This window comes from Acidobacteriota bacterium, from assembly GCA_003225175.1.
Taxonomy (GTDB): domain Bacteria; phylum Acidobacteriota; class Terriglobia; order Terriglobales; family Acidobacteriaceae; genus Gp1-AA112.
This window is the reverse complement of the sequence record QIBA01000051.1, coordinates 41,319-63,480: the sequence shown is the minus strand read 5'-3', so window position 1 is coordinate 63,480 and position 22,162 is coordinate 41,319. Positions and strand designations below refer to the sequence as shown.

Genomic DNA, 22,162 nt, shown 5'->3' with positions numbered 1-22,162 from the left:
TAGAGATCGTGGGCTTCCGCGAGACGAGAAAGACGGTGGTAACCGGCGTCGAGATGTTCAAGAAGCAGCTGGATGAAGGTCTGGCTGGAGACAACGCTGGACTGCTGCTGCGCGGTATCGCGAAGGAAGACGTGGAGCGCGGCATGGTGCTGGCCAAGACGGGATCGATTACGCCGCATACCAAGTTTAAGGCCGAGATCTATGTGCTGACGAAGGAAGAAGGTGGACGTCATACGCCGTTCTTCAAAGGCTATCGTCCGCAGTTCTACTTCCGAACGACGGACGTGACGGGAGTCGCCGAGCTGCCGGCCGGCACAGAGATGGTCATGCCTGGAGACAACGTAGCGCTGACCATCGAGCTGATTACGCCGGTGGCTATGGAAAAGGGCTTGCGCTTCGCCATCCGCGAAGGTGGACGCACGGTAGGCGCGGGAACGATTTCAGAAATTCTTGCCTGAGCAAGTGCAGAAACGAGTATTCAGTAATCAGTTTTCATTCAGTGACAACTAATTACTGAAAATTGAGAACTTTTTTGACCGCAGCGGCAAACCGACCGCAGCAGATCTTTGAGAGACAACAAATGGTAGGACAGAGAATACGCATCCGGTTGAAGGCTTACGACTATCGCGTTCTTGACCAGTCGACTGGTGAGATCGTGGAAACCGCGCGTCGCACCGGAGCGCAGGTAGCGGGACCGATTCCGTTGCCAACGATTAAGAATAAGTACTGTGTGCTGCGTTCGCCGCACGTCGACAAGAAGTCTCGGGAAGCTTTTGAGATCCGCACGCACAAACGGCTGCTCGACATCCTGGATCCCACACAGCAGACGGTTGATGCGCTGATGAAGCTCGATCTTCCGGCCGGCGTGGACGTCGAGATCAAGGCATTTGGAAGTTAGAGAAACTCTCGCGAGAGAGCCTACAGTCCCTTGAAGGGATGATGAGGAGAAGAAGAAAAAATGGTTTCCGGAATTTTAGGAAAAAAAGTCGGCATGACGCAGCTCTTCGATGATAGGAGTGAGGTTCGCCCGATCACGGTGCTGCAGGCTGGTCCGTGCGTGATCACCCAGCGCAAGAACGCTGCCCGTGACGGATACGACGCGGTTCAGATTGGTCTCGTCGAGTTCGTGAAAGGCAAGCGCGTCACGAAGGCGATGCAGGGCCATTTCGGGAAGCACAATCTACCGCCGGTGAAGTTCATGAAGGAAGTCGCCGTTACAACTCCGGTTGAAGCGGGTGAGAAGCAAGCGAAGGGTGAGAATCCGGCGGCGGAGAGCAACGGTCAGGTGAAGGTCGGGGACAAGGTTTTGGTCGATATCTTCCAGGATGAAAAATTCGTCGATGTGACCGGAACCAGCAAAGGACGCGGATTTGCCGGCGTCGTTCGTCGACATCATTTCGGCGGTGGTCCAAAGTCACACGGACACATGTTCCAGGTGCAGGGCTCAATCGGCGCATCGTCGTTCCCATCGCGAACCTTCCCCGGACAGCGCATGTCTGGTCATATGGGCGTCGAGCAGTGCACGGTCCGCAATCTGCGCATTCTCGGGATCGACCTTGAAGAAAATCTGTTGATGGTCGAAGGCGCGGTACCTGGTCCCAAAGGCGGATACGTAGTCATCAATAAGGCCAAGCAGGCGCCGCGTGAGCGTCGTGGATTTGCAGGCGCGCAAACGGTCGATCCGTTGAAGGCTGCGAAGAAAGCCGCTGCCGGAAAGGCCAAGAAATAACCATGGCAAAGATTGACATTGTAGATCTGAAGGGCAAGAAAGTCGGCAGCTTCGAGCTGGCAGACGAGGTCTTCGGCACGATCAATGAAGACCTGATCTGGGAGGCGGTCACGCATTACCGCGCAGCTCAGCGCGCGGGTACCCACGCGACCAAGAATAAGAAGCTCGTCTCCGGCGCAGGCAGAAAGCTGTGGAAGCAGAAGGGAACTGGCCGGGCGCGTGTTGGCTCGATTCGTTCGCCTCTCTGGCGTCACGGTGGCACGGTCCACGGACCTCAGCCGCGAAGCTACGATTTCGCGTTTCCTAAAAAGAAACTGCTCGGAGCATTGCGTTCGGCTCTGGCGACAAAGTTCTCTGATGGCAAGCTGACCGTGGTTGATGGTCTCGACTCGCTGTCGGGCAAGACGAAAGACTTGCGCGAAGCATTGGACACGCTGGGCGTTGAGAAAACTTCTTTGATTGTCGCGAACGTGAACTCTGACACCCGGGAGCATGATCGCAATCTGTACCTGAGTGCGCGGAATCTCGACGGCGTAGAGCTGGTGTCTGGTTCGGAAGTACATCCGTATCACCTGCTTCGTTATGATCGTGCGATCTTCTCGCGGCCTGCGATTGAGCAGTTGCAGGAGACGCTGAAGAAGGCCGTCTCCAAGCGGCAGAAGGCGGAGGTGGCCTAATGAAATCTGCATATCAAATCATCCGCAGGCCCGTGATCACGGAAAAGGCTGAGCGCGCCAAGGAATTCGATCCGAAGGCTGCGAAGGACAAGAGTCCGCGAAAGAAAGAAGCGACCTCCGGCCAGCTCGTATTTGAAGTTGCCGCGAAAGCTACGAAGACCGAGATCCGGAACGCTGTACAGCAAGTGTTCAAGGTCAAGGTCGATACCGTCCGTACTGCGAATTTTCACGGTAAGGAGCGGCGCCGCGGACGTTTTGCAGGACATCGTCCGGACTGGAAAAAAGCGTACGTTCGATTGAAAGTGGGCGAGAAGATGCCCGAATACGCGGACAACGCGTAAGAAAGAAATCGGGTGATCGAGTCATCGGGTGATCGTGCGAAGTAAGACCCACCAGGTGACGCGCCCGGAAAACAAAGATCGGCGCGAGTCGGTGCTAGGGTTTCGGCGAAGTAAACAATTGCAGTTACTTCACCCGATCATCCGATCATCCGATCACCCGATTCAGTAATTGGGGCAATGCCCCGGCTGAGAGTTATAACCAATGCCGATTAAGACATACAGACCGCTGACTCCGTCGTTACGATTTAAGACGACGCTGGTCAACGACGAGATCACGACCGATCGTCCGCACAAGCCGCTGACCGAGATCAAGCTGCGCACGGGCGGCCGCCGCAATTCCGGCGATTTGACGAGCTGGCATCGTGGCGGAGGACACAAGCGCAAGATTCGCATCATCGACTTCAAGCGCGATAAGGATGGTATTCCCGCGACGGTAACGTCGATTGAATACGATCCCAATCGTTCGGCGCGCATCGCGCTGCTGTCGTACGCAGATGGCGAGAAGCGTTACATCCTGCAGCCCGTGGGATTGCAGGTTGGACAGAAGATCGTCAGCGGGCCTGACGCCGACATCCTGGTGGGCAACGCGCTTCCACTGCGCAACATTCCCGCCGGTACGACGGTGCACAACATCGAGCTGAAGCCCGGCAAGGGCGCGCAGATGGTTCGCTCGGCTGGCGGGGCTGCGCAACTAGTGGCGAAGGAAGGCGATTATGCGTCGCTGAAGCTTCCTTCCGGTGAGACGCGCAAGGTGCTGATGGATTGCATGGCGACTGTGGGCCAAGTTGGGAATACCGACCATGAGAACGTCGCGATCGGTAAGGCTGGTCGTAAGCGATGGTTGGGACGCCGTCCAGTAAACCGCGGTGTGGCGATGAACCCAGTCGACCATCCCCATGGCGGTGGTGAAGGAAAGACCTCCGGCGGACGTCATCCGGTTACGCCTTGGGGACAGCCGACTCGCGGTTACAAGACGCGCAATAACAAGCGGACCGACAAATTCATTGTGAGCCGCAGAGGGAAATAAGGTTTTATGGCGAGAAGCACAAAGAAGGGGCCGTTTATTGACGAGCACCTGATGGTCAAGATCGAAACGATGAACCGGGCCAACGACAAGAAGGTTGTACGCACTTGGTCGCGCCGCTCGACGATCCATCCCGACATGGTTGGACACACGATCGCAGTGCACAACGGCCGCAAGTTTATTCCCGTGTACATCTCCGAGAACATGGTCGGACACAAGTTGGGTGAATTCAGCCAGACGCGCAACTTCAAAGGTCACTCGGTAAAGGCAGCGGCAACGGAGACTGCAGCCAAGCCGGCTCCAGCGCCAGCACCGGCGAAATAACGGAGAGACGAATATGAATTTTGCTGAACAGGAATTTCGAGCAGAAGCCCGCTTTCAGCGTGTCTCGCCGCAGAAGGTACGCTTGGTTTTGGATCTGATTAAAGGCCGTCGCGTGGAAGATGCGATGAATACGCTTGCTTTTACCAAAAAGGGAATCGCTCCCTCGATCGAGAAGCTGCTGCGCTCCGCGGTCGAGAACGCGAACTATCTTGGGCAGGAGAAGGGTCTGGATGTCGATGTCGATCAGCTCTATGTGAAGCGGGCGATCGCCAACGATGGTCCTCGCATGAAACGTATCCGTCCGGCTCCGATGGGAAGGGCATATCGCTACCAGCGCCGCATGGCACACATTGAAATCGCTCTTGCGGAACGGCTTCGCGCAGAAAGTGCCGGTGCTGCGACCGTAGTAGGTGAGAAGAGCGCGACTACCAAGAAGCGCACGCCCGGCAAAGCCGCAAAAAAGAAGACCGCCTCGAAGAAAGCAACGGCGAAAGGATAACTATGGGTCAGAAGGTACATCCCTACGGATTTCGGCTCGGCTACACCAAACCGTGGAAGTCGCGCTGGTTCGTTGAGCGGGACTACGACAAGCTTCTCCTCGAAGACGTGAAGCTGAAGGCGGAGCTAAAGGACAAGCTCAAGTCTGCGGGCGTGAGCGCGATTGAGATCGAGCGTCCGGGAAACAAACTGCGGATCATCATCAAGACCGCGCGTCCCGGAATCATCATTGGACGCAAAGGCGCCGAGATCGACAAGCTAAAGGTTGAGCTGCAGAAGCGGACGAACCGAGATGTCTTTGTCGACATTCAGGAAGTGCATAAGCCGGAGCTCGATGCTCAGTTGGTTTCTGAGTCGATCGCACTCCAGCTCGAGAAGCGCGTTGGCTTCCGCCGCGCGATGCGCAAGTCTGTGGATTCCGCTCTGCGCTTTGGTTGCAAGGGAATTAAGGTTCGCGTCTCCGGACGTTTGAACGGAAACGAAATCGCCCGTTCCGAATGGTATCTGCAGGGACGTCTTCCGCTGCACACGCTGCGTGCGGACATTGAATATGGTTTCAGCGAAGCCCGCACAACGTACGGCGTGATCGGTGTAAAGACGTGGATTTACAAAGGCGAAATTCTCGCGCAGAAGAAGCGCGAGCCGCAGGTAGCTACGGGGTTCTAGTAATTAAAAGATTGGGAAACGGATTTCTATGTTGATGCCGAAAAAAGTTAAGTACCGCAAGACGCAGCGCGGGCGCATGGCCGGAAAAGCATGGCGGGGTTCGCAGCTCTCTTTCGGTGATTACGGACTCAAGGTCCTGGAATGCGGTTACATTACTGACCGCCAGATCGAAGCAAGCCGTGTGGCCATGACTCGGTTCGTGAAGCGTGGCGGCAAAGTTTGGCTGCGATTGTTTCCTGATAAGCCCGTAACCAAGAAGCCTGCCGAAACCCGTATGGGTAAGGGCAAAGGAGCGCCGGATCATTGGGTAGCCGTGGTTCGCCCGGGAAAGATCCTCTTTGAGATGGAAGGGGTAAGTCAGACCGATGCGCAGGAAGCGATGCGGCTAGCATCGCACAAGCTCCCGCTAAAGACCAAGTTTGTTGCACGCGAAGGACACTAGAAATGAACATTGAGAAGATCAGAAATCTTGGTCCTGACGAGCTTGCGCATCAGCAGCGCGATGCGGCTGATCAGCTCTTTCGCCTGAAGTTTCAGCTCAAAATGGGACAGACGACCGGCGTGAAGAAAATGCGCGAGTTGCGCAAGGATTTGGCACGCATCAAGACGATCGCACGCGAGCGCGAATTGGGAATCGACAATACTCGCGTGAGCAACGCCGCCACTGCCACGGCAAGCCCGACGCAGGAAGCGGCTCCTGCAGCAGCTACGAAGGAGCCGCCGGGCAAGAAGTCCTCGAGAGCTGTCGCAAAGAAGAAGTCAGCCGCTGCAAAGAAGGCTTCTGCGCCGAAGAAAAAGGCCGCAGCAAAGAAAAGTAAGGCGAAGCGATAGTTCTTCGCGCTCCCGCTCGAGCGGGATGAAGGAGATTTTGAATGGCTGAACAGGCAACCGGAGCAAAGACGCAGAAGACGGATTCGCACCGGAATGAAAAGATCGGTTACGTAACCTCCACCAAGATGGCGAAGACGGTTGTGGTAGAGGTGGAGATGCGCAAGTCACACGCGAAATACAAGCGCGTCATTGCGAAATCCAAGAAGTTCTACGCGCATGATGAAGAGAACAGCGCTCGTACCGGGGATGTTGTGCGGATCGTCGAGACTCGTCCTTTGTCCAAGCTGAAGCGGTGGCGTCTTGCTGAGATCATTCAGCGAGCTGCGATCGTGCCTGGTGCGGAAAAGATCGAGCAGGCGAGTTAGGGTTACTTCGCAGACGAGGAGAAAAAGATTATGGCCGTAATGATGCGAAGCATGTTGGAAGTTGCCGATAACTCCGGCGCGCGTAAGTTGCAGATGATTCTGCCCCTGGGTGGATCGAGCGGTTTAAGTGCCGGATTGGGTGACATCATCACCGCTGCAGTGAAAGAAGCATCGCCGGATGGCACGGCAAAAAAGGGAACCGTAGTGAAGGCCGTCGTTGTGCGGATGCGCAAGGAATCGCGGCGACGTGATGGCACCTACATCCGCTTTGACCAGAATGCAGCAGTACTGATCAACGAAGCCGGCGAGCCGATTGGGACGCGTGTCTTTGGTCCTGTCGCCCGGGAGCTGCGTGAGAAGAAGTTTTTGAAGATTGTTTCGCTTGCCCCAGAGGTTCTCTAGGCAAGCTGGTTGAGAGAGTTTGACGATGATGCAGAAAACTTATGACATCCGCCGCAATGATCAGGTAAAGATCATTGCCGGTCGAGACAAAGGCAAAGAAGGGCGTGTGTTGCGCGTGTTTCCCGATACGGCCCGCGTGCTCGTTGAGCACGTAATGATGGTGAAGAAGAACGTTCGGCCGAATCCGCAGAAGAATATCAAGGGTGGCATCGCCGAGCAGGAGAGCCCGATCGCAATCTCGAACGTAAAGCTCGTCTGTCCGAGTTGTGGCCCAGTGCGGGCTGGCCATGAGCGGCACGGCGACAAAAGCGTGCGCGTTTGCAAACGCTGCAAGACCACGCTGGAGAAGAGTTAAGCCATGAGTGCGAGATTACGAGAGAGATTTCACAAAGACATCGCTCCGGCGCTCCAGAAAGAACTGTCGCTGAAGAATCCGATGGCGGTTCCGCGTTTGCACAAGATCGTTGTGAACATGGGAGTCGGAGAGGCTACGCAGAACGCGAAGGTCCTCGATCCCGCTGTTGGCGAACTTGGCCAGATCACTGGACAGAAGCCGGTAGTCACGAAGGCGAAGAAGTCGATCGCCGCATTCAAGGTTCGCGAAGGGATGCCGATTGGCGCCATGGTCACTCTGCGGGGTGATCGGATGTACGAGTTCCTCGACCGTCTCATCAATGTCGTGCTGCCTCGCGTGCGCGATTTCCGCGGAGTATCGACGAAGTCCTTCGACGGGCGCGGCAACTACACGCTTGGACTGCGAGATCAGTTGATCTTCCCAGAGATTGATTACGCGAAGGTGGACAAACTCAAAGGGATGAATGTCACCATCGTGACAACGGCCAAGAACGACAACGAAGCCCGCGCACTGCTGCGCAGCTTCGGAATGCCGTTCCGCGCTGCATAACGAAGTTACCAGTAGTTAGTTCTGAAATTTCTAAGGATTGCATGACCACAGCAAAACGAGTGAAGGACGCGAAGATCGAGAAAAAGTTTGAGCAGGCGCGCGGCAGCAAAGGTGCGCTACCCAAGTTTTCAACCCGCAGACATAACCGCTGCAAGCTGTGCGGACGGCCACGCGCGTACCTGCGCAAGTTCGGCGTGTGCCGCCTGTGCTTCCGCGGACTCGCTCTTCGCGGCGAAATTCCAGGCGTCTCCAAGTCGTCCTGGTAAAAGAGGCTTTCGGCACTCAGCGTTCGGCCGGTCGAGCCCATGATGGTTTAGGCCAAAGGCTGAGTGCCGAAAGCCGGGTGCTCACTGCAGTACGTTTCGGACCGGTTCCCGGGCAGACCGGGGCTAACGCGAAACGATAAGAGGAGATAAGAATGAGTTTGACCGATCCGGTCGCAGATTTGTTGACCCGAATTCGTAACGCTGTTAGCGCACGCCAGCAGAAGCTGGACGTGCCCGCTTCGAAGCTGAAGATGGAAATCGCGCGCATCCTGAAAGAGGAAGGCTATATTTCCAACTTCAAGGCCACCGAAGAGAACGGGCGCAAAGTTCTGCGCGTATATCTGAAGTACAGCTCGAACAACGACGCCGCCATCACGAACCTCGCGCGCATCTCGCGCCCGGGCTGCCGCGTGTACGTTGGCCACGAAGAGATTCCGCGCGTTCTCGGCGGGTTGGGAATCAACATTCTCACAACTCCAAAAGGCGTGATGACCGGCCGCCAGGCGCGCAAGAGCGGAATCGGCGGCGAAATCCTCTGCGAGGTTTGGTAGTTAAGAGCTAATCACGGTTGTGGACTTCCAGTAACCCTGGGACGACTCACCGAAAGGAACTTATGTCGAGAATTGGAAAAAAGCCGATCGAAGTGCCCAGTGGGGTGAAAGTGAACATCCAGGGCAATCTCGTTTCGGTGCAGGGACCCAAGGGCAGGCTGGATACTCCAGTCCCAGGCGGAATCAAGGTCGAACAAAAAGACGGACACCTCGTTGCCATACGCGAGAACGATTCGCAGGCGGCTCTTCATGGATTAGCGCGCGCTCTGGTCTTCAACGCGGTCGAAGGCGTGACCCACGGCTGGAAGAAAGAACTCGAGATCGTTGGAATTGGTTATCGCGTGGAGATGAAGGGTAAGGGCACCGTGGTCTTCACCTTGGGATTCTCCCATCCCATCGAGTTCCCGCTACCCACGGGCATTGATGTTGCGGTCGATCCCAAGCAGACGCGATTGACCCTCACTGGAATTGACCGCCAGAAGGTTGGACAGGTCGCTGCCGATATGCGTGCGCTGCGGCCACCAGATCCGTATAAGAACAAGGGTGTTCGCTACGCAGGCGAGCGCCTGAAGAAGAAGGTCGGTAAGACGGGAGCGAAGTAACTTCATCGCGGAACCAGGGTGTTCTGCGAAGGAAAGGATGCAGCGGCGAAGATGCTGCAATAGAAAAACATGATTCCCCAGATTTCAAAAGATGCAGTACGGCGACGGGTTCACACGCGAATCCGTAAGGCGCTTCAGGGAAGCGATGCGCGTCCCCGCCTGAACATTTACCGCTCGCTGAATCACATCTATGCGCAAGTGATTGACGACGGCAGCGGTGTCACCTTGGTGTCTGCCTCCACGGCAAGCGGTAAGGAAGGGAAAAGCAAGAAAAAGACTGGTGGCAATCTCGCGTCGGCCAAGGAAATTGGCAAGCTGGTCGCGCAGCGGGCACAGGAAAAAGGTATCAAGAAGGTAGTCTTCGACCGCGGCGGCTATCTGTACCACGGACGCATCAAGGCTCTCGCTGATGCCGCGCGCGAAGCAGGATTGGAGTTTTAAACGAATGGCAGCAACCGCAAAGAAGAGAATCGATGCTGGTCAGTTTCAGCTTAAGGACCAGGTCGTCGCCATCAATCGCGTTACGAAGGTAGTTAAGGGCGGCAAGAACCTGTCGTTTGCCGCGTTGGTAGTCGTTGGAGATCCGGCCGCCGGAGTAGTGGGCTATGGTTCCGGCAAAGCCAAGGAAGTTCCGCAGGCCATCCGCAAGGGTATCGAGTCAGCGAAGAAGAACCTGATTAAGGTGAACCTCACGCAGACGACGGTCCCGCACGCGGTGCTCGGACGCTTCGGTTCGGGACATGTTCTTCTGAAGCCGGCTCCGGAAGGAACCGGCGTGATCGCCGGCGGTGCAGTGCGTGCGGTGATGACTTCGGCAGGAGTGCAGAACGTGCTCACGAAGTCGCTGGGCACGGCGAATCCGCACAATGTGATCAAAGCCACCTTCGATGCACTCGGCAAGCTTCGTGATCGGGCGGAAGTGGCCGCCCTTCGCGGCAAGACCGCCCAGGAGCTGTAGACAGATGGCAGAGAAAAAAGCTAGCTCTCAGAAGTCAGGGGCAAAGGGAACGGTGCGTATCCGCTGGGTGCGGTCGTACATTGCCTCGCCGGTGAAGCATAAGAAAATCGTCAAGGGCTTGGGATTTACACGCCTGAACCAAGTAGTCGAACGGGAAGATACGCCGTCGATTCGTGGAATGGTGAAGAAGATTCCGCACCTGCTTGAGTTTGTTCAGTAATCAGCAGCAAAGTAGAGACGCAGCATGCTGCGTTTCCGCCATGCAGTAAGAGAACACTATGAATCTTTCCAATTTGCGAGCGCCCAAGAAGGCGAATTCGAACAAGAAGCGTGTCGGACGCGGCATGGGTTCGGGGATGGGTAAGACCTCGACCCGCGGACACAAAGGACAGCGCTCCCGCTCTGGGTCGCGCATGATGCGTGGCTTTGAAGGCGGTCAGATGCCGCTCCACCGTCGTTTACCCAAGCGCGGCTTTACTAATATTTTCAGGACCGAATACACGGTCCTGAACATCGACCGGATTGCCTCACTTGGTGAAGGCGATGTGACGCTCGAAACGCTGGTCAAAGCCGGTTTGGTTAAGGACGGCGCCCTGGTCAAAGTTCTGGGTGATGGCGAACTGAAGAAGAAGGTTAACGTGCAGGCTCATAAGTTCTCGAAGTCTGCCCAGGAAAAAATCACCAAAGCCGGCGGCAAGGCAGAAATCATCGGCGGTGCTTAAGAAGTTGGTCCACTATGTTTGAGAAGTTAGCGAACATCTTTCGCGTCCCGGATCTTCGGACGCGTGTTCTGTTCGCCTTGGCGATGCTGGCTGTCTATCGTCTGGGTGGTCACATTCCTACGCCTGGTATTAATGCGGATCTGCTGTCCCAGTTCTTCGACCAGCAGCGTGGAACCGTGCTCGGCTTTGTGGACCTGTTTAGCGGCGGCAACCTGCGCCGCCTGACGATATTTGCCCTGGGCATCATGCCGTATATCACGGCATCGATCATTCTGCAGTTGCTGACCGTCGTCTACGAACCATTGGCGAAGCTGCAGAAGGAAGGGGAGCTCGGGCGCAAGAAAATCACGCAGTGGACCCGCTACCTCACCGTTGTTCTCGGTGCCCTGCAGTCATTTGGTATCGCTATCACGCTGCAGAAGAATTCTGGCGGCGTCCAGTTTGTCACCAATCCAGGTCCTGGGTTCATCTTGATGACGGTCATCACGCTAACGGCTGGAACAGCTTTCATCATGTGGCTGGGCGAGCAGATTACGGAACGTGGCATCGGAAACGGAATGTCGCTGCTGATCTTTGCCGGAATCGTCGTAGGACTGCCGCGCGGCATTGCCGACCTATACGAGAAGGTAAAGACACAAGCATGGGGCGGCTTTACGGTGCCAGCGATGGTGCTGCTGATTGCAGTAATGATCGTGGTGGTCGCGTTCATCGTCTTCGTTGAACGCAGCGAACGGCGTATTCCGGTGCAGTACGCAAAGCGCATCGTCGGACGGAAGATGATGGGCGGACAAAGTACATACATGCCTTTCCGCGTGAATGCTGGCGGCGTGATGCCGGTGATCTTTGCCTCGTCGATCCTCAGCGCGCCTTTATTTTTGGGGCAATACTTCAAGAACACCCGTGGATTTTCTTGGATTTTCGATCAGCTGCGTGGCGGCGAGCCGCTGTACGAGTTTCTGTACATTATCGGCATCATCTTTTTCGCTTATTTCTACGTCTCGATCATCTTTGATCCGGCCCGGGTGGCCGACGATATGCGGCGATATGGTGGGTTTGTTCCCGGCATTCGTCCCGGCAAGCGCACGCAGGAATATGTGAATAGCATCCTTACCCGGCTCACGCTGGTGGGAGGCCTCTATCTCTGCATTGTCTCGATCATTCCGCAGTGGATGATCGGCGGCATCCACCTGAACCACCTGCCCGGCGTGCTGGGAAATTTCTTCGAGCGCTTTCCGACATGGTTTACCAACGGCTTGGGCGTCACGTTCTACTTTGGCGGTACTTCCTTGCTGATTGTCGTCGGTGTCGCGATGGATACCGTGAATCAGATCGAGGCGCAGCTGGTAATGCGTCACTATGAGGGCTTTACTCCCAAGAGTGGCCGGATTCGCGGGCGGCGATGGTGAGTAGCTGGAAACCGATGGCCGGAAGCTGGCTGCGTCCTAAGTGCATCGGTTATAATCAAATATTGCAACGGCTCTCCGGACGTGGTCCGTGTCCCGCCCTCGGCAGTCCGCCCCGGCGGATTCATCTAACGCCTGAAGGTTCCGATGCCGTTCTCCGACGAGGAAACGAGCCTGTGCGGAATTCTGTGTTTTGTGAGAGCGTGGCCTGATGGCCATTATGTGCAAGTCGGCTGGTGAGATTGAGAAGATGCGCCGCAGTGGGCGCATCGTTCGTCAGGTACTCGACGCAACCGTGGCAGCAGTGAAGCCTGGCATTACGACGATGGACTTGGAGGCAGTAGCCGCCGCCAAGATCGAGGAGCTGGGAGCCAAGCCGGCGTTTAAGGGCTATTACGATTATCCGTGCGTGCTGTGCACGTCGGTGAATCAGGAGATTGTGCACGGTATTCCTTCCCCGAAGCGCGTGCTAAAGGAAGGTGATATCGTCTCGATCGATTGTGGCGTGGTTCTGGATGGTTACTACGCCGACTCCGCGGTGACGGTTCCGGTAGGAAATCATCTTAGGCCGGAGATCAAGAAGCTGCTGGAAGTGACTAAGGCCTCGCTGGAGCGAGCGATCCAGACGGCGCGGATCGGCAGTACAGTCGGCGATGTTGGCGCCGCGGTACAGGAAATGGTGGAAGCCAACGGCTTCAGCGTGGTTCGAGAGTTCGTAGGACACGGAATCGGTACTAAGCTACACGAAGAACCTCAGGTTCCCAATTACGGAACGCGAGGACACGGGCCTCGACTTCGTGAAGGAATGGTCTTGGCGATCGAGCCGATGGTGAATGTCGGGAGGCCAGACACGAAGCTGCTCGATAATAAGTGGACCGCCGTAACTGTTGATGGAAGTTTGAGTGCCCATTTTGAGCACTCAGTGGCTGTAACCAAAGACGGCCCAGTGATTTTGACAGCATAGAAACTGAATACTTAAGGATCGATTGAGCAAAGAAGACGCGATTGAAGTAATGGCAGTAGTCTTGGAACCGCTGCCCAATGCAATGTTCCGGGTGGAGCTGGAGAACAAGCATCAGGTTCTCGCTCATGTCTCCGGACGTATGCGCAAGAATTTCATCAAGATTTTGCCCGGTGACCGTGTAGCAGTGGAGCTTTCCCCCTACGACTTGAACCGTGGCCGAATCGTTTATCGGTATAAGTAAACCGAATAGAGCTAAGGAATCATGAAGGTACGAGCCTCAGTAAAGAAGATTTGCGATAAGTGCAAGATCATCCATCGCCGTGGCGTGGTGCGGGTGATCTGCGAGAACTCCAAGCATAAGCAGCGGCAGGGATAAGGAACACATATGGCACGCATTGCAGGCGTCGATCTTCCGCGCAATAAACACGTGGTCATCGCGCTGACATATATTTACGGAATCGGCAATCCGCGTTCGGCGCGCATTCTGGCAGCAGCCAAAGTCGATCCGGACAAGAAGGTGCAGGACCTGAACGAAGACGAGGTCAATCGCATCCGCCAAGTCATCGAAAGCGAAGGCAACGTCGAAGGCGACCTCCGCAAAGATGTTTCGATGCACATCAAGCGGCTGATCGAAATCGGCTCGTATCGTGGATTCCGTCATCGTCGTAACCTCCCGGTTCGCGGACAGCGGACACACACCAACGCCCGTACCCGGAAAGGTCCACGCAAAGGAACAGTGGCGAACAAGAAGAAAGCGGCGGCTAAGACATAACCATGGCGAAACCGGCAGCAACAACAGGCGGCGCTGCAGCAGCGCCCGATAAAAAGGGCAAGAAGAAGCAGTTTAAGAAGAAAGAGCGCAAGAATGTCCCGTTCGGATTGGCGCACATTCAAGCCTCCTTCAACAATACGATCATCACCATCTCGGATATTGAGGGTAAGGTGGTGTCGTGGAAAAGCTCCGGCTCGCTCGGCTTCCGCGGTTCCCGAAAAGGAACTCCGTTCGCGGCGCAACAGGCCGCTATGAACGCCGCCAATCAGGCGCGGGATCACGGCATGCGATCCGTGGATGTTCGCGTGAGTGGTCCCGGATCGGGACGAGAGTCGGCAATTCGTGCCCTTGCGGCAGCCGGACTGGAAGTGCGTGTGATCCGCGACGTAACGCCGATCCCGCACAATGGATGCCGTCCGCCGAAGCGGAGGCGCGTCTGACGACGCGAGCAGCCAGCCGTCAGCACTCAGCATTCAGCCAATGCAGTGCATGGGGGACACAATGATTTCTTACTCGGCAAGATCTGGTCAGAGGCTGAATGCTGACCGCTGAATGCTGAGTGCTTTCTGATCGGGAGGAAGGGCGTGCCGCCTGTAAACCGATCGCAATAATCCGAAGTTTGGAGAAACGATGGCACGATATAAAGGACCAGTTTGCCGCCTTTGCCGACGCGAAGGCATGAAGTTATTTCTCAAGGGCACGAAGTGCTTTAGCGATAAGTGCCCAGTCGAGAAGCGCAACTTCGCCCCTGGACAACATGGCAAAGACCGCAAAGCCAAAGTAGTTGGCTATGGCTTGCAGCTCCGCGAGAAGCAGAAGACGAAGCGCATCTACTTCACGCTGGAAAAGCAGTTCCGCAACTACTTTGAGAAGGCCGCGCGCTCCAAGGGTGTAACCGGCGCAAAGCTGCTGGAACAACTTGAGCGTCGCCTCGACAACGTCGTGTATCGCCTAGGATTCGCGATTTCCCGTCGCCAAGCTCGCCAGTTGGTTCGGCACGGGCACGTAGCAGTCAATAGTCGCAAGGTGAACATCCCCTCGTACCAGGTTGCGGTCGGCGAAGAGATCGCAGTGCGCGACAACAGCAAAAAGATGACTGTGCTTGAGACGTCGAAAGAATTCACCAGTCATCAGCCGGCAGTGAACTGGCTGGAAGTCGATCGCGACAACTACAAAGGGCGCGTAACTGCGTTGCCGAAGCGCGAGGACATCAATTTGCCGGTCAACGAACAGTTGATCGTTGAGTTGTATTCGAAGTAAGAGAGGCTGTTCGCTATCGGCACTCGGCGTTCGGGCAATCACTTTTAGCGGCGCTTCTAAGAGTTGTTGAACTGAGCAATCTGGGTTGACTGGCCGAAGCCGAAAGCTGATCGCCGACAGCCCGATGCGATAAACCGGAGACTAACCACCAACGCGAAAGGACATCGGCGCGGCCGTTGCAGAATGCTTCGCGACGCCATTAGCCGCGCAGGAAACTTCAGCTCACTGAATTAAAGGAAAAGGACAAAGACATGCTCTGGAAGGGATTTCAAAAACCAAAGCGGCTTGCCGCTGATACCGACACGCTCACTGATAAATACGGCAAGTTCTATGCGCAGCCGTTTGAGCGTGGTTTCGGAACCACGATTGGAAACGCGCTTCGTCGCGTTCTGCTCTCATCGATCGAAGGCGCGGCTATCACCGCGGTTCGCATCGAGGGCGTTCTGCATGAATTTCAGTCGATTCCCGGCGTGGTAGAAGACGCCACCGACATCATCTTGAATCTCAAGCAGATTCCGTTCAAGTTAAACAGCGAAAATCCCAAGGCGATCTACCTGAAGACCGACCAGCCAGGCGTGATCACCTCCGGCATGATCGAAGCTGATGGCGACGTCGAGATCCTCGACAAGGATATTTACATCGCCACAGTGAGCGAAGGCGGAAAGCTCGACATGGAAATGCGTCTGAAGCGCGGACGCGGCTATGTCTCCGCAGATAAGAATTTCGACGAGGACCTCGGATTGGGATTCATCCCGATCGACTCAGTACATTCGCCCGTTCGTAAGTGCAACTACACGGTAGAAGCGGCTCGTCTGGGCCAGATCACGGACTACGACAAGCTCACTCTCGAAGTCTGGACCAACGGCGCAGTCGTTCCCGCAGATGCGATCGGTCTCGCGGCTAAGCTGGTGAAGGACCACATGAGCATCTTCATCAACTTCGAGGAAGAGCACGAGGCTGAAAGCGCAGAAGATCGCAAGCCAGAGATCCGCAACGAAAATCTCAATCGCTCTGTCGAAGAGCTGGAGTTGTCGGTCCGCAGCTACAACTGCCTGAAGAACGCTAACATTCAGACGATCGGCGAACTGGTTCAGAAATCCGAAGCCGAGATGCTGAAGACGAAGAACTTCGGACGCAAGTCGTTGAACGAGATCAAAGAAATCCTCGCCCAGATGGGTCTCAGTCTGGGAATGAAGATCGACGAGCACGGAAATGCGGTTCCCGGTCCAACCAGCCAGCCACCGGCGGCTGTATTGGCCGGCGCGTATTCCACTCCGGAAGACGAACTCGACGAGGAAGAACCAGCAGGCGGGTTCTAAAAAGCATTCAGCCGTCAGCACTCCGCATTCAGCTAGTGCTGACTGCATGGCGGCATGACTCTAACTTGGCGAGGCAGTTTAGCGGCTGAATGCTGACAGCTGAGTGCTGAGTGCTTGGTTTAAAGCGCGACACTGCTCGCGTGACAATATCGCAAGTTAGGAATACACATGCGTCATCTGAAAGCAACTTGGAAATTAGGACGTAACACCAGCCATCGTCGCGCACTGCTGCGAAATCTGGTGAGCTCTCTCATTCTCGAAGAGCGCATTGAAACCACTGTGGCGAAGGCCAAGGCGATGCGTCCTCACGTCGAGAAGATGATCACTTTCGGCAAGCGTGGAGATGTAGCTGCGCGGCGCCTTGCCGCATCTTTTCTTACTTCTCGTGAGGCCGTAGATCGCCTCTTTGGCGAAGTAGCGCCCCGCTATGGCGATCGTAACGGTGGCTATCTTCGCATTGTGCGGACGGGCTTTCGTAAAGGCGACGGCGGTGAGAAGGCCTTCATCGAGCTCATCGGCTCCGAGAAGATTCTCGACGAACGTCGCGAAAAACGCGCGGAACTACGCGCCAAGCGCCGCGAGGAGATCGAGAAAGCAATGCAGGAGCAACAAGCGAATCTTGAGGCCAGCGGCGGACCAGCCGCGAGCGAGGCCAAGTCAGAGTAAATTTTTAACACCGGTGAAAAAGGCGTGGATACCTCCGCGCCTTTTTTTGGCTCCGTTTTGGTCGAGACGCTGCATGCTGCGTCTCGACTACGCGGGCTTAAGTAGTCCGAATGGCACTTAGGTACCTAAATGCATGGTTTGAAACGTGGAATGCTACGTCTCTAACGGTGCGCACCAGCCCAACTCTGTGCGAAAATGCTCGGCGCATTTTTGGAGCCGACTTATGTGCATGCTGTGCGAGCTGCAGTTATTCAATGATCATCAGGCGCTTGAACGAGAGTTCTACGATGTATGTCCGAAATGCAAGAAGTTTCCAGCGGACGCCTCCGGCCACGAGTGCTATCACTGCTTCAGCATTGGTGGAATCATCGATGAGTGCCCAAAATGCAATGGGAAGCCCTGGAGCGAGGAATTTTTAACCGCACGCCAGGAGATTGAGGGAGACGAGAAGGATCCGCTCCCATTTTAGTACTGTTATCCTTCTGCCACCGCCTGCTTCTTGCCCGGATACCATGCCGTGGCGCGTGGAGTCCATCGCCGCACGTTCTTGCAGTACTCGTAGTATTCGTCCCCGAACTTCAGCCGAAGCGTGGGCTCTTCGTAGAACAGAATGAACAGGTTCACGACGACGATTATTGCCGCTGCATAGGCCGCCAGCACGGCCGAAAATTTCGCGAAAAGGATTGCGCTGCCAGTGAGAACGAGCCCCGCGCCAAGGTACATCGGATTACGCACATAGCGGTAAGGTCCGCTGATTACAAGCCGCCGAGGCGCGTCAAAAGGAGCCGGAGTACCCTTTCCAGCAAACAGAAATCTGGCAAAGCAGTTGAACGCAAGCACTGCACCCAATACTAAGGGAATGAGCCCAAGCCGTCGTGAGGGAGTTTGTGAGGGAAAGCTGGTCGACGTACGAAGGTTGATCCACTGTGGCATCAACCAGAGCCAGACCAGGGCAAAGCCGGTTACGTACAACAGACTGCGAAGAGCGAGGAACACCCGTTGGCCCACACTGCACCTCCGGATCATCCGACGAAGTATAACGTCGAGTTCGAGCTCGCTCTAGCATCGTAGCAACCATTGCGTCCAATGGAGATATGCAGATGAAGGTGATTGAGCAAAGTCGGGAGAAGACAATCAGCGCCGTGATCGCAGATCGTCGCTCCACGCCGCGTTTCGCATCCACCCCAATCCAGGAAGAGGATCTAAGACGAATTGTTGTGGCTGGCTTGGAATCTCCTAGCGGGTACAACCTCCAGCCCTGGAGATTTGTCGTCATCCAAACTCTGGAGCAGCGCCGCAGGTTACGAGCGGCCTCGCATGATCAACCAAAAGTCGAGCAGGCTCCTGTCGTGATTGTGGCTTTGGGGGACCCGCTAGGCTGGCAAGAAGGCGATCTGGACGCGATGATTCGGATCGGCGCCGAGCATGGGTATGCTCATCCCTCAAAGTCGGGCGAAATGCGCCACGTGATTGAGAAGTACTTCACTGAGCATGAGAACATGCCCATGTGGTTAAACCGTCAGGTCATGATTGCGCTCACCACCATGATGTTGATGGCCGAAGCCCTTGGATATGACACGGCATTGTTGGAGGGGTTCGAAGAACAGAAGGTTAGGTCAGTCGTAGGTGCTCCCGACCGCATGGAGGTCATTTGTCTGCTTGCCATCGGCCACTGCGAAGGCGAGGATAAGCATTATGGTGGGCGATTCCCTTCAGAGCGCGTAATTTTTGCCGAACGCTTCGGAAACCCGCTCCCTCTCTAACCCTGAGACCGCCAAATCTCCTACTGCTGACCTCGGAATCTCATGGAATCATGAGAATATGGAACGCACTAATTGCCCCGGTTTGCGTTGTCGTCTGCTCATTTGGTGGCCCGTCTCGCCAGAATGCTTGCGCAGCGTCCTCGAGAGATGAGCAATAGCGATCAGCACTTATGAAGAGAAAGATCCAACAACTCCTGGCAAAGTTCCTTTCCCGAAGCAAGGGAATCAAACGTGTTGATCTTGGATTGGCTATCTTCGTCACCTTTGTTGCTCTCGCGATTTACATCTACACCCAAATCAGCGGCCGGAATGCTGCGGGCCTACGCTTTATCGAGAATGTCGAGGCACGCTCTCTGGATGCACGCTTCAACTTGCGAGGAGCGCGCTCTCATGACGAGAACATCGTCATCGTTGGCCTGGAGGAGACAACACTACAAAAGGTTGGTGCGTTTCCCATTCCGCGCAACGCGTACGCGAAGATGGTCGATCAGCTGCGCAGGGACGGAGCAAGGCTTCTTGTCTTCGACGTCAATTTTCCTCTCCCGGAGAAGAACTCAGCAGTAGACGCTTTGAAGAAGTTGGAAAGGAGTATTGAGGGCCAGGCAAATGCGGCGGTAGTTCAGAAGATTCGCGAAATTGAAGCAACCAGCGACAACGACAAGATTTTAGCCAAGTCCCTGAAAGACGCAGGGAACGTCATTCTAGGTCATCTCTTTCTGGATGCCGAGCGTGCTAAGTCTGTTGATGCCGCTGGGGCACAGGAATATTTCGCGACATTGTCCGCTCATCCATTCCCGCAAGTGATTTCGATAGGCGCAGTCTCGCCGGCTCAAGTTTGGAAACAGATTACCGCCGAGGCAAACGAATATAGTGATTTGAACGCGAGTGGGATCTACGCGAATCTGGATATACTCGCGGCTTCGGCCCGATCATTTGGATTCTTCAACGAGACTCCGGACTCCGATGGAACCTTCCGCAGAACGCCTCTCCTGGTCAGTTACAAATATGGGAATTACGACGAACAGTTTTACCCGTCGCTCGATCTTGAAGCTGTACGCCAATACCAGAACATACAGTGGGAAAATATCGTTGCATATATCGCCGAAAACGGCATTGATCATATCGAGCTCGGCTCGCACAACTTACGCACGAGTCGAGACGGCACGGTCCTGGTGAACTATGCTGGCCCTTACAGGACGTACAAGCACTATCCGATGGTTGATGTGGTCGATGGGCGATTTGCTCCGGGAACATTCAAGAACAAACTAGTGGTCTTCGGCGCCACAGCAGTTGCCGTTGGCGACACACGCACCACGCCCTTTCACGATGCAGATTACATGGGAGTGGAGATCCATGCGAACGTTATCGACAACATCCTTCATTCCGCTGAACCAGGGCGCGGCTTCATAACGCGTGGCTACAAGGAGGAGGCGATCGATCTCTTGTTCATCCTCACCTTCGGCCTCGGTCTCGGCTACTGGTTCAGCCGCACCAAACCGCTGACGGCAACGCTTGGTCTGTTTCCTGCATTGTGCATCTTCGCTGCTATTGTGTACCTGGCGTTCTCCCATTATGGGATGTGGTTAAGCTTCATTCTTCCTGCGGGAACATTGGTTGCAAATTATGCGAGCATCACCAGCTTCCGCATGATCTTTGAAGAGCGCGAAAAGAGAAAGGTCCGGAAGACCTTTGAGCGCTACGTCTCTCCCGGCGTCATCGCGTTGATGGAGAAGAACCCGAAGAAGTATTTCAAGACAGGCGGTGAGTCTCAAGAGCTTACGGTCATGTTCAGCGACATCCGGTCGTTTACTACGATCTCAGAAGGGCTGACGCCGGACGAGCTCGTTCGCCTTCTTAACGAGTATCTGGGCGAGATGACCGACATCCTCTTCAAACGCTGGGGAACGCTCGACAAGTACATCGGCGATGCCATTATGGGATTTTGGGGATCGCCGTTCCCGCAGAATGATCATGCCCTTCGTGCCTGCGCCTGCGCTCTGGATATGCGCACGCGGCTTCAGCAGTTAAACATGAAGTGGGACGCTGAAGGCCGCAAACAGCTCGCGATTGGAGTTGGAATCAATACTGGGGAAGTGAATGTCGGCAACATGGGTTCCTCGAAACGCTTTTCGTGGACGGTGATGGGCGACAACGTGAACCTGGCTTCTCGTCTCGAGGGAATCACCAAGGAATATCACGTCCAGTGCGTCGTTTCCGAAGCGACCTATCGCGCGGCGAAAGAGCAATATGTTTTCCGCGAAATCGACCGGATCAAAGTTAAAGGTAAGACGGTTCCGGTGACCATCTATGAATTGCTCGATTGGACGCGAAACGAATCGTTCTACACTGAACGCATCGTGCGCTTTTCCGAGGCGCTTACAGCCTACCGCCGGCAAGAGTGGCACGAAGCAATTGACTTGTTCAGCAAGATCAAAGCGAAGTTTTCCGACGATGGTCCCGCAGAAACATTTATTCAGCGCTCGCAGGAGCTGATGGACGTGCCACCAGAACCTGATTGGGACGGTGTGTACGCAATGAAGACCAAGTAGTATCTGGAGCAGAGAAGAGTCTCATGAGCAAACTCGTCCTTCTTCTGACGGCTCTGGTCTTTGCTACCCCGGCCGTTACTCAGGATCAGACGTCAGGGACTTCCTCACGTACTGCTAGTATGAAGAGTAGTGAGGCTCGTCAGGATCCGCAGCAGCAGAGCAACAAAGCCAAAAAGGAGAAAAAGAAAAAGAATAAAGACACAGGAAATATTGACGATGTAACTGCTTCATCCACTTTTTCTGAAGCTGTCGCCCAGAGCCTGCTAGAAAAGCTGGCCGATGGCCTGGAAGGGCGCAGCGATCGGTTGATGCTCTCAGTATTCGACGACAGCAAGATGGCGGGATATCTCAACTTTGAACAGCAGATTATGACCTTTTTTCGCACTTATGATTCATTCCGCGTTCACTTCCGCATCTCCGAAACCAGCACGGAAGCAAGCAAGGGAGTGGCACTTATTGACTTCGAGATGGAAGAACTCCCGCGAGCGGCGGACGGTCAGCCCGTCCGGAAGCGGGATCAGCTCCGTTTCGAAATGGAACGCGGCGACAAAGGTTGGAAGATCGTTGATCTGCAGCCTCGAAATTTCTTCTCATGACGGTGCGATT

Annotated in this window: 36 protein-coding genes; 35 read left to right on the top strand and 1 reads right to left on the bottom strand. The window is 55.2% G+C overall.

Annotated elements, in window-relative coordinates:
- From tuf to DMG62_14335, 32 genes are all read left to right on the top strand, one after another.
- Window positions 1-458 (top strand): elongation factor Tu (gene tuf / locus DMG62_14490; protein PYY22306.1); only part of this gene is annotated, 458 nt, incomplete at its 5' end.
- A 122-nt stretch (window positions 459-580) separates the two neighbouring features.
- A complete protein-coding gene (locus DMG62_14485; protein PYY22305.1) occupies window positions 581-898 on the top strand; it encodes a 30S ribosomal protein S10 in 318 nt (105 codons plus the stop codon).
- A 60-nt stretch (window positions 899-958) separates the two neighbouring features.
- Entirely contained in the window at window positions 959-1,729 is a 771-nt protein-coding gene (locus DMG62_14480) for a 50S ribosomal protein L3 (protein ID PYY22299.1), read from the top strand.
- A gap of 2 nt (window positions 1,730-1,731) precedes the next feature.
- On the top strand, window positions 1,732-2,406 hold the full coding sequence (locus tag DMG62_14475; GenBank protein ID PYY22298.1) for a 50S ribosomal protein L4: 675 nt from the start codon (window positions 1,732-1,734) through the stop codon (window positions 2,404-2,406).
- Window positions 2,406-2,747, top strand: a complete 342-nt coding sequence (locus tag DMG62_14470; protein ID PYY22297.1) for a 50S ribosomal protein L23 — start codon at window positions 2,406-2,408, stop codon at window positions 2,745-2,747. Before DMG62_14475 ends, DMG62_14470 begins: the two co-directional genes overlap by 1 nt.
- 202 nt (window positions 2,748-2,949) lie before the next feature.
- Complete coding sequence (locus DMG62_14465) at window positions 2,950-3,774, top strand: 50S ribosomal protein L2 (GenBank protein ID PYY22296.1); 825 nt, start codon at window positions 2,950-2,952, stop codon at window positions 3,772-3,774.
- A 6-nt stretch (window positions 3,775-3,780) separates the two neighbouring features.
- A complete protein-coding gene (locus tag DMG62_14460; protein ID PYY22295.1) occupies window positions 3,781-4,095 on the top strand; it encodes a 30S ribosomal protein S19 in 315 nt (104 codons plus the stop codon).
- Window positions 4,096-4,108: 13 nt separating this feature from the next.
- Complete coding sequence (locus tag DMG62_14455; protein ID PYY22294.1) at window positions 4,109-4,594, top strand: 50S ribosomal protein L22; 486 nt, start codon at window positions 4,109-4,111, stop codon at window positions 4,592-4,594.
- A 2-nt stretch (window positions 4,595-4,596) separates the two neighbouring features.
- A complete protein-coding gene (locus DMG62_14450) occupies window positions 4,597-5,259 on the top strand; it encodes a 30S ribosomal protein S3 (protein ID PYY22293.1) in 663 nt (220 codons plus the stop codon).
- 28 nt (window positions 5,260-5,287) lie between these two features.
- Window positions 5,288-5,701 (top strand): 50S ribosomal protein L16, encoded by a 414-nt coding sequence (locus DMG62_14445; protein PYY22292.1) that lies wholly within the window; start codon window positions 5,288-5,290, stop codon window positions 5,699-5,701.
- A 2-nt stretch (window positions 5,702-5,703) separates the two neighbouring features.
- Window positions 5,704-6,090: a 50S ribosomal protein L29 gene (gene rpmC / locus DMG62_14440; GenBank protein PYY22291.1), complete on the top strand. Its 387-nt coding sequence runs from the start codon at window positions 5,704-5,706 to the stop codon at window positions 6,088-6,090.
- A 41-nt stretch (window positions 6,091-6,131) separates the two neighbouring features.
- A complete protein-coding gene (locus DMG62_14435) occupies window positions 6,132-6,455 on the top strand; it encodes a 30S ribosomal protein S17 (GenBank protein ID PYY22290.1) in 324 nt (107 codons plus the stop codon).
- Between the two features lie 30 nt (window positions 6,456-6,485).
- Window positions 6,486-6,857: a 50S ribosomal protein L14 gene (locus DMG62_14430; GenBank protein PYY22289.1), complete on the top strand. Its 372-nt coding sequence runs from the start codon at window positions 6,486-6,488 to the stop codon at window positions 6,855-6,857.
- Window positions 6,858-6,882: 25 nt separating this feature from the next.
- On the top strand, window positions 6,883-7,212 hold the full coding sequence (locus DMG62_14425; GenBank protein ID PYY22288.1) for a 50S ribosomal protein L24: 330 nt from the start codon (window positions 6,883-6,885) through the stop codon (window positions 7,210-7,212).
- Between the two features lie 3 nt (window positions 7,213-7,215).
- Window positions 7,216-7,761 carry a 50S ribosomal protein L5 gene (locus DMG62_14420; protein ID PYY22287.1) on the top strand — a complete coding sequence of 182 codons (546 nt, stop codon included), beginning with the start codon at window positions 7,216-7,218 and terminating at the stop codon, window positions 7,759-7,761.
- A 41-nt stretch (window positions 7,762-7,802) separates the two neighbouring features.
- Window positions 7,803-8,027: a type Z 30S ribosomal protein S14 gene (locus DMG62_14415; protein PYY22286.1), complete on the top strand. Its 225-nt coding sequence runs from the start codon at window positions 7,803-7,805 to the stop codon at window positions 8,025-8,027.
- 152 nt (window positions 8,028-8,179) lie between these two features.
- Window positions 8,180-8,578, top strand: coding sequence for a 30S ribosomal protein S8 (locus tag DMG62_14410; protein ID PYY22285.1), 399 nt, complete (start codon window positions 8,180-8,182; stop codon window positions 8,576-8,578).
- A gap of 62 nt (window positions 8,579-8,640) precedes the next feature.
- Window positions 8,641-9,180 carry a 50S ribosomal protein L6 gene (locus DMG62_14405; GenBank protein PYY22284.1) on the top strand — a complete coding sequence of 180 codons (540 nt, stop codon included), beginning with the start codon at window positions 8,641-8,643 and terminating at the stop codon, window positions 9,178-9,180.
- Between the two features lie 69 nt (window positions 9,181-9,249).
- Window positions 9,250-9,621: a 50S ribosomal protein L18 gene (locus tag DMG62_14400; protein PYY22283.1), complete on the top strand. Its 372-nt coding sequence runs from the start codon at window positions 9,250-9,252 to the stop codon at window positions 9,619-9,621.
- 4 nt (window positions 9,622-9,625) lie between these two features.
- Complete coding sequence (locus DMG62_14395; GenBank protein ID PYY22282.1) at window positions 9,626-10,138, top strand: 30S ribosomal protein S5; 513 nt, start codon at window positions 9,626-9,628, stop codon at window positions 10,136-10,138.
- Between the two features lie 4 nt (window positions 10,139-10,142).
- Window positions 10,143-10,358 carry a 50S ribosomal protein L30 gene (locus tag DMG62_14390; GenBank protein ID PYY22281.1) on the top strand — a complete coding sequence of 72 codons (216 nt, stop codon included), beginning with the start codon at window positions 10,143-10,145 and terminating at the stop codon, window positions 10,356-10,358.
- A gap of 58 nt (window positions 10,359-10,416) precedes the next feature.
- A complete protein-coding gene (locus tag DMG62_14385) occupies window positions 10,417-10,860 on the top strand; it encodes a 50S ribosomal protein L15 (GenBank protein ID PYY22280.1) in 444 nt (147 codons plus the stop codon).
- Window positions 10,861-10,874: 14 nt separating this feature from the next.
- Complete coding sequence (locus tag DMG62_14380) at window positions 10,875-12,266, top strand: preprotein translocase subunit SecY (GenBank protein ID PYY22279.1); 1,392 nt, start codon at window positions 10,875-10,877, stop codon at window positions 12,264-12,266.
- A 208-nt stretch (window positions 12,267-12,474) separates the two neighbouring features.
- Window positions 12,475-13,227 (top strand): type I methionyl aminopeptidase, encoded by a 753-nt coding sequence (gene map / locus DMG62_14375; GenBank protein PYY22278.1) that lies wholly within the window; start codon window positions 12,475-12,477, stop codon window positions 13,225-13,227.
- Window positions 13,228-13,249: 22 nt separating this feature from the next.
- Window positions 13,250-13,468: a translation initiation factor IF-1 gene (locus DMG62_14370; GenBank protein PYY22277.1), complete on the top strand. Its 219-nt coding sequence runs from the start codon at window positions 13,250-13,252 to the stop codon at window positions 13,466-13,468.
- A 21-nt stretch (window positions 13,469-13,489) separates the two neighbouring features.
- Window positions 13,490-13,603 (top strand): 50S ribosomal protein L36, encoded by a 114-nt coding sequence (locus DMG62_14365; protein ID PYY22276.1) that lies wholly within the window; start codon window positions 13,490-13,492, stop codon window positions 13,601-13,603.
- 9 nt (window positions 13,604-13,612) lie between these two features.
- Window positions 13,613-13,999, top strand: a complete 387-nt coding sequence (locus tag DMG62_14360; protein ID PYY22275.1) for a 30S ribosomal protein S13 — start codon at window positions 13,613-13,615, stop codon at window positions 13,997-13,999.
- A gap of 2 nt (window positions 14,000-14,001) precedes the next feature.
- Window positions 14,002-14,439, top strand: coding sequence for a 30S ribosomal protein S11 (locus tag DMG62_14355; GenBank protein ID PYY22274.1), 438 nt, complete (start codon window positions 14,002-14,004; stop codon window positions 14,437-14,439).
- Window positions 14,440-14,629: 190 nt separating this feature from the next.
- Entirely contained in the window at window positions 14,630-15,259 is a 630-nt protein-coding gene (locus DMG62_14350) for a 30S ribosomal protein S4 (GenBank protein ID PYY22273.1), read from the top strand.
- Between the two features lie 251 nt (window positions 15,260-15,510).
- On the top strand, window positions 15,511-16,578 hold the full coding sequence (locus DMG62_14345) for a DNA-directed RNA polymerase subunit alpha (GenBank protein ID PYY22272.1): 1,068 nt from the start codon (window positions 15,511-15,513) through the stop codon (window positions 16,576-16,578).
- A 168-nt stretch (window positions 16,579-16,746) separates the two neighbouring features.
- Entirely contained in the window at window positions 16,747-17,244 is a 498-nt protein-coding gene (locus tag DMG62_14340; protein PYY22271.1) for a 50S ribosomal protein L17, read from the top strand.
- Window positions 17,245-17,467: 223 nt separating this feature from the next.
- Window positions 17,468-17,713 carry a hypothetical protein gene (locus DMG62_14335; GenBank protein ID PYY22270.1) on the top strand — a complete coding sequence of 82 codons (246 nt, stop codon included), beginning with the start codon at window positions 17,468-17,470 and terminating at the stop codon, window positions 17,711-17,713.
- A gap of 5 nt (window positions 17,714-17,718) precedes the next feature.
- Here the strand turns inward: DMG62_14335 and DMG62_14330 are convergent, their stop codons facing one another.
- Window positions 17,719-18,270 carry an isoprenylcysteine carboxyl methyltransferase gene (locus DMG62_14330; GenBank protein PYY22269.1) on the bottom strand — a complete coding sequence of 184 codons (552 nt, stop codon included), beginning with the start codon at window positions 18,268-18,270 and terminating at the stop codon, window positions 17,719-17,721.
- A 74-nt stretch (window positions 18,271-18,344) separates the two neighbouring features.
- On the opposite strand from DMG62_14330, the gene DMG62_14325 reads away from it, so the two are divergent.
- From DMG62_14325 to DMG62_14315, 3 genes are all read left to right on the top strand, one after another.
- Window positions 18,345-19,007, top strand: coding sequence for a nitroreductase family protein (locus tag DMG62_14325; GenBank protein PYY22304.1), 663 nt, complete (start codon window positions 18,345-18,347; stop codon window positions 19,005-19,007).
- Window positions 19,008-19,177: 170 nt separating this feature from the next.
- Entirely contained in the window at window positions 19,178-21,556 is a 2,379-nt protein-coding gene (locus DMG62_14320; GenBank protein PYY22268.1) for a hypothetical protein, read from the top strand.
- A gap of 23 nt (window positions 21,557-21,579) precedes the next feature.
- A complete protein-coding gene (locus DMG62_14315; GenBank protein ID PYY22267.1) occupies window positions 21,580-22,152 on the top strand; it encodes a hypothetical protein in 573 nt (190 codons plus the stop codon).
- The last annotated feature ends 10 nt before the right edge of the window (window positions 22,153-22,162 follow it).

Coding starts and splice junctions, on each gene's coding strand:
- DMG62_14485 (PYY22305.1), top strand. CDS start 581: ATGGTAGGACAGAGAATACGCATCCGGTTGAAGGCTTACGACTATCGC.
- DMG62_14480 (PYY22299.1), top strand. CDS start 959: ATGGTTTCCGGAATTTTAGGAAAAAAAGTCGGCATGACGCAGCTCTTC.
- DMG62_14475 (PYY22298.1), top strand. CDS start 1,732: ATGGCAAAGATTGACATTGTAGATCTGAAGGGCAAGAAAGTCGGCAGC.
- DMG62_14470 (PYY22297.1), top strand. CDS start 2,406: ATGAAATCTGCATATCAAATCATCCGCAGGCCCGTGATCACGGAAAAG.
- DMG62_14465 (PYY22296.1), top strand. CDS start 2,950: ATGCCGATTAAGACATACAGACCGCTGACTCCGTCGTTACGATTTAAG.
- DMG62_14460 (PYY22295.1), top strand. CDS start 3,781: ATGGCGAGAAGCACAAAGAAGGGGCCGTTTATTGACGAGCACCTGATG.
- DMG62_14455 (PYY22294.1), top strand. CDS start 4,109: ATGAATTTTGCTGAACAGGAATTTCGAGCAGAAGCCCGCTTTCAGCGT.
- DMG62_14450 (PYY22293.1), top strand. CDS start 4,597: ATGGGTCAGAAGGTACATCCCTACGGATTTCGGCTCGGCTACACCAAA.
- DMG62_14445 (PYY22292.1), top strand. CDS start 5,288: ATGTTGATGCCGAAAAAAGTTAAGTACCGCAAGACGCAGCGCGGGCGC.
- rpmC (PYY22291.1), top strand. CDS start 5,704: ATGAACATTGAGAAGATCAGAAATCTTGGTCCTGACGAGCTTGCGCAT.
- DMG62_14435 (PYY22290.1), top strand. CDS start 6,132: ATGGCTGAACAGGCAACCGGAGCAAAGACGCAGAAGACGGATTCGCAC.
- DMG62_14430 (PYY22289.1), top strand. CDS start 6,486: ATGGCCGTAATGATGCGAAGCATGTTGGAAGTTGCCGATAACTCCGGC.
- DMG62_14425 (PYY22288.1), top strand. CDS start 6,883: ATGATGCAGAAAACTTATGACATCCGCCGCAATGATCAGGTAAAGATC.
- DMG62_14420 (PYY22287.1), top strand. CDS start 7,216: ATGAGTGCGAGATTACGAGAGAGATTTCACAAAGACATCGCTCCGGCG.
- DMG62_14415 (PYY22286.1), top strand. CDS start 7,803: ATGACCACAGCAAAACGAGTGAAGGACGCGAAGATCGAGAAAAAGTTT.
- DMG62_14410 (PYY22285.1), top strand. CDS start 8,180: ATGAGTTTGACCGATCCGGTCGCAGATTTGTTGACCCGAATTCGTAAC.
- DMG62_14405 (PYY22284.1), top strand. CDS start 8,641: ATGTCGAGAATTGGAAAAAAGCCGATCGAAGTGCCCAGTGGGGTGAAA.
- DMG62_14400 (PYY22283.1), top strand. CDS start 9,250: ATGATTCCCCAGATTTCAAAAGATGCAGTACGGCGACGGGTTCACACG.
- DMG62_14395 (PYY22282.1), top strand. CDS start 9,626: ATGGCAGCAACCGCAAAGAAGAGAATCGATGCTGGTCAGTTTCAGCTT.
- DMG62_14390 (PYY22281.1), top strand. CDS start 10,143: ATGGCAGAGAAAAAAGCTAGCTCTCAGAAGTCAGGGGCAAAGGGAACG.
- DMG62_14385 (PYY22280.1), top strand. CDS start 10,417: ATGAATCTTTCCAATTTGCGAGCGCCCAAGAAGGCGAATTCGAACAAG.
- DMG62_14380 (PYY22279.1), top strand. CDS start 10,875: ATGTTTGAGAAGTTAGCGAACATCTTTCGCGTCCCGGATCTTCGGACG.
- map (PYY22278.1), top strand. CDS start 12,475: ATGGCCATTATGTGCAAGTCGGCTGGTGAGATTGAGAAGATGCGCCGC.
- DMG62_14365 (PYY22276.1), top strand. CDS start 13,490: ATGAAGGTACGAGCCTCAGTAAAGAAGATTTGCGATAAGTGCAAGATC.
- DMG62_14360 (PYY22275.1), top strand. CDS start 13,613: ATGGCACGCATTGCAGGCGTCGATCTTCCGCGCAATAAACACGTGGTC.
- DMG62_14355 (PYY22274.1), top strand. CDS start 14,002: ATGGCGAAACCGGCAGCAACAACAGGCGGCGCTGCAGCAGCGCCCGAT.
- DMG62_14350 (PYY22273.1), top strand. CDS start 14,630: ATGGCACGATATAAAGGACCAGTTTGCCGCCTTTGCCGACGCGAAGGC.
- DMG62_14345 (PYY22272.1), top strand. CDS start 15,511: ATGCTCTGGAAGGGATTTCAAAAACCAAAGCGGCTTGCCGCTGATACC.
- DMG62_14340 (PYY22271.1), top strand. CDS start 16,747: ATGCGTCATCTGAAAGCAACTTGGAAATTAGGACGTAACACCAGCCAT.
- DMG62_14335 (PYY22270.1), top strand. CDS start 17,468: ATGTGCATGCTGTGCGAGCTGCAGTTATTCAATGATCATCAGGCGCTT.
- DMG62_14330 (PYY22269.1), bottom strand. CDS start 18,270: ATGATCCGGAGGTGCAGTGTGGGCCAACGGGTGTTCCTCGCTCTTCGC.
- DMG62_14325 (PYY22304.1), top strand. CDS start 18,345: ATGAAGGTGATTGAGCAAAGTCGGGAGAAGACAATCAGCGCCGTGATC.
- DMG62_14320 (PYY22268.1), top strand. CDS start 19,178: ATGAAGAGAAAGATCCAACAACTCCTGGCAAAGTTCCTTTCCCGAAGC.
- DMG62_14315 (PYY22267.1), top strand. CDS start 21,580: ATGAGCAAACTCGTCCTTCTTCTGACGGCTCTGGTCTTTGCTACCCCG.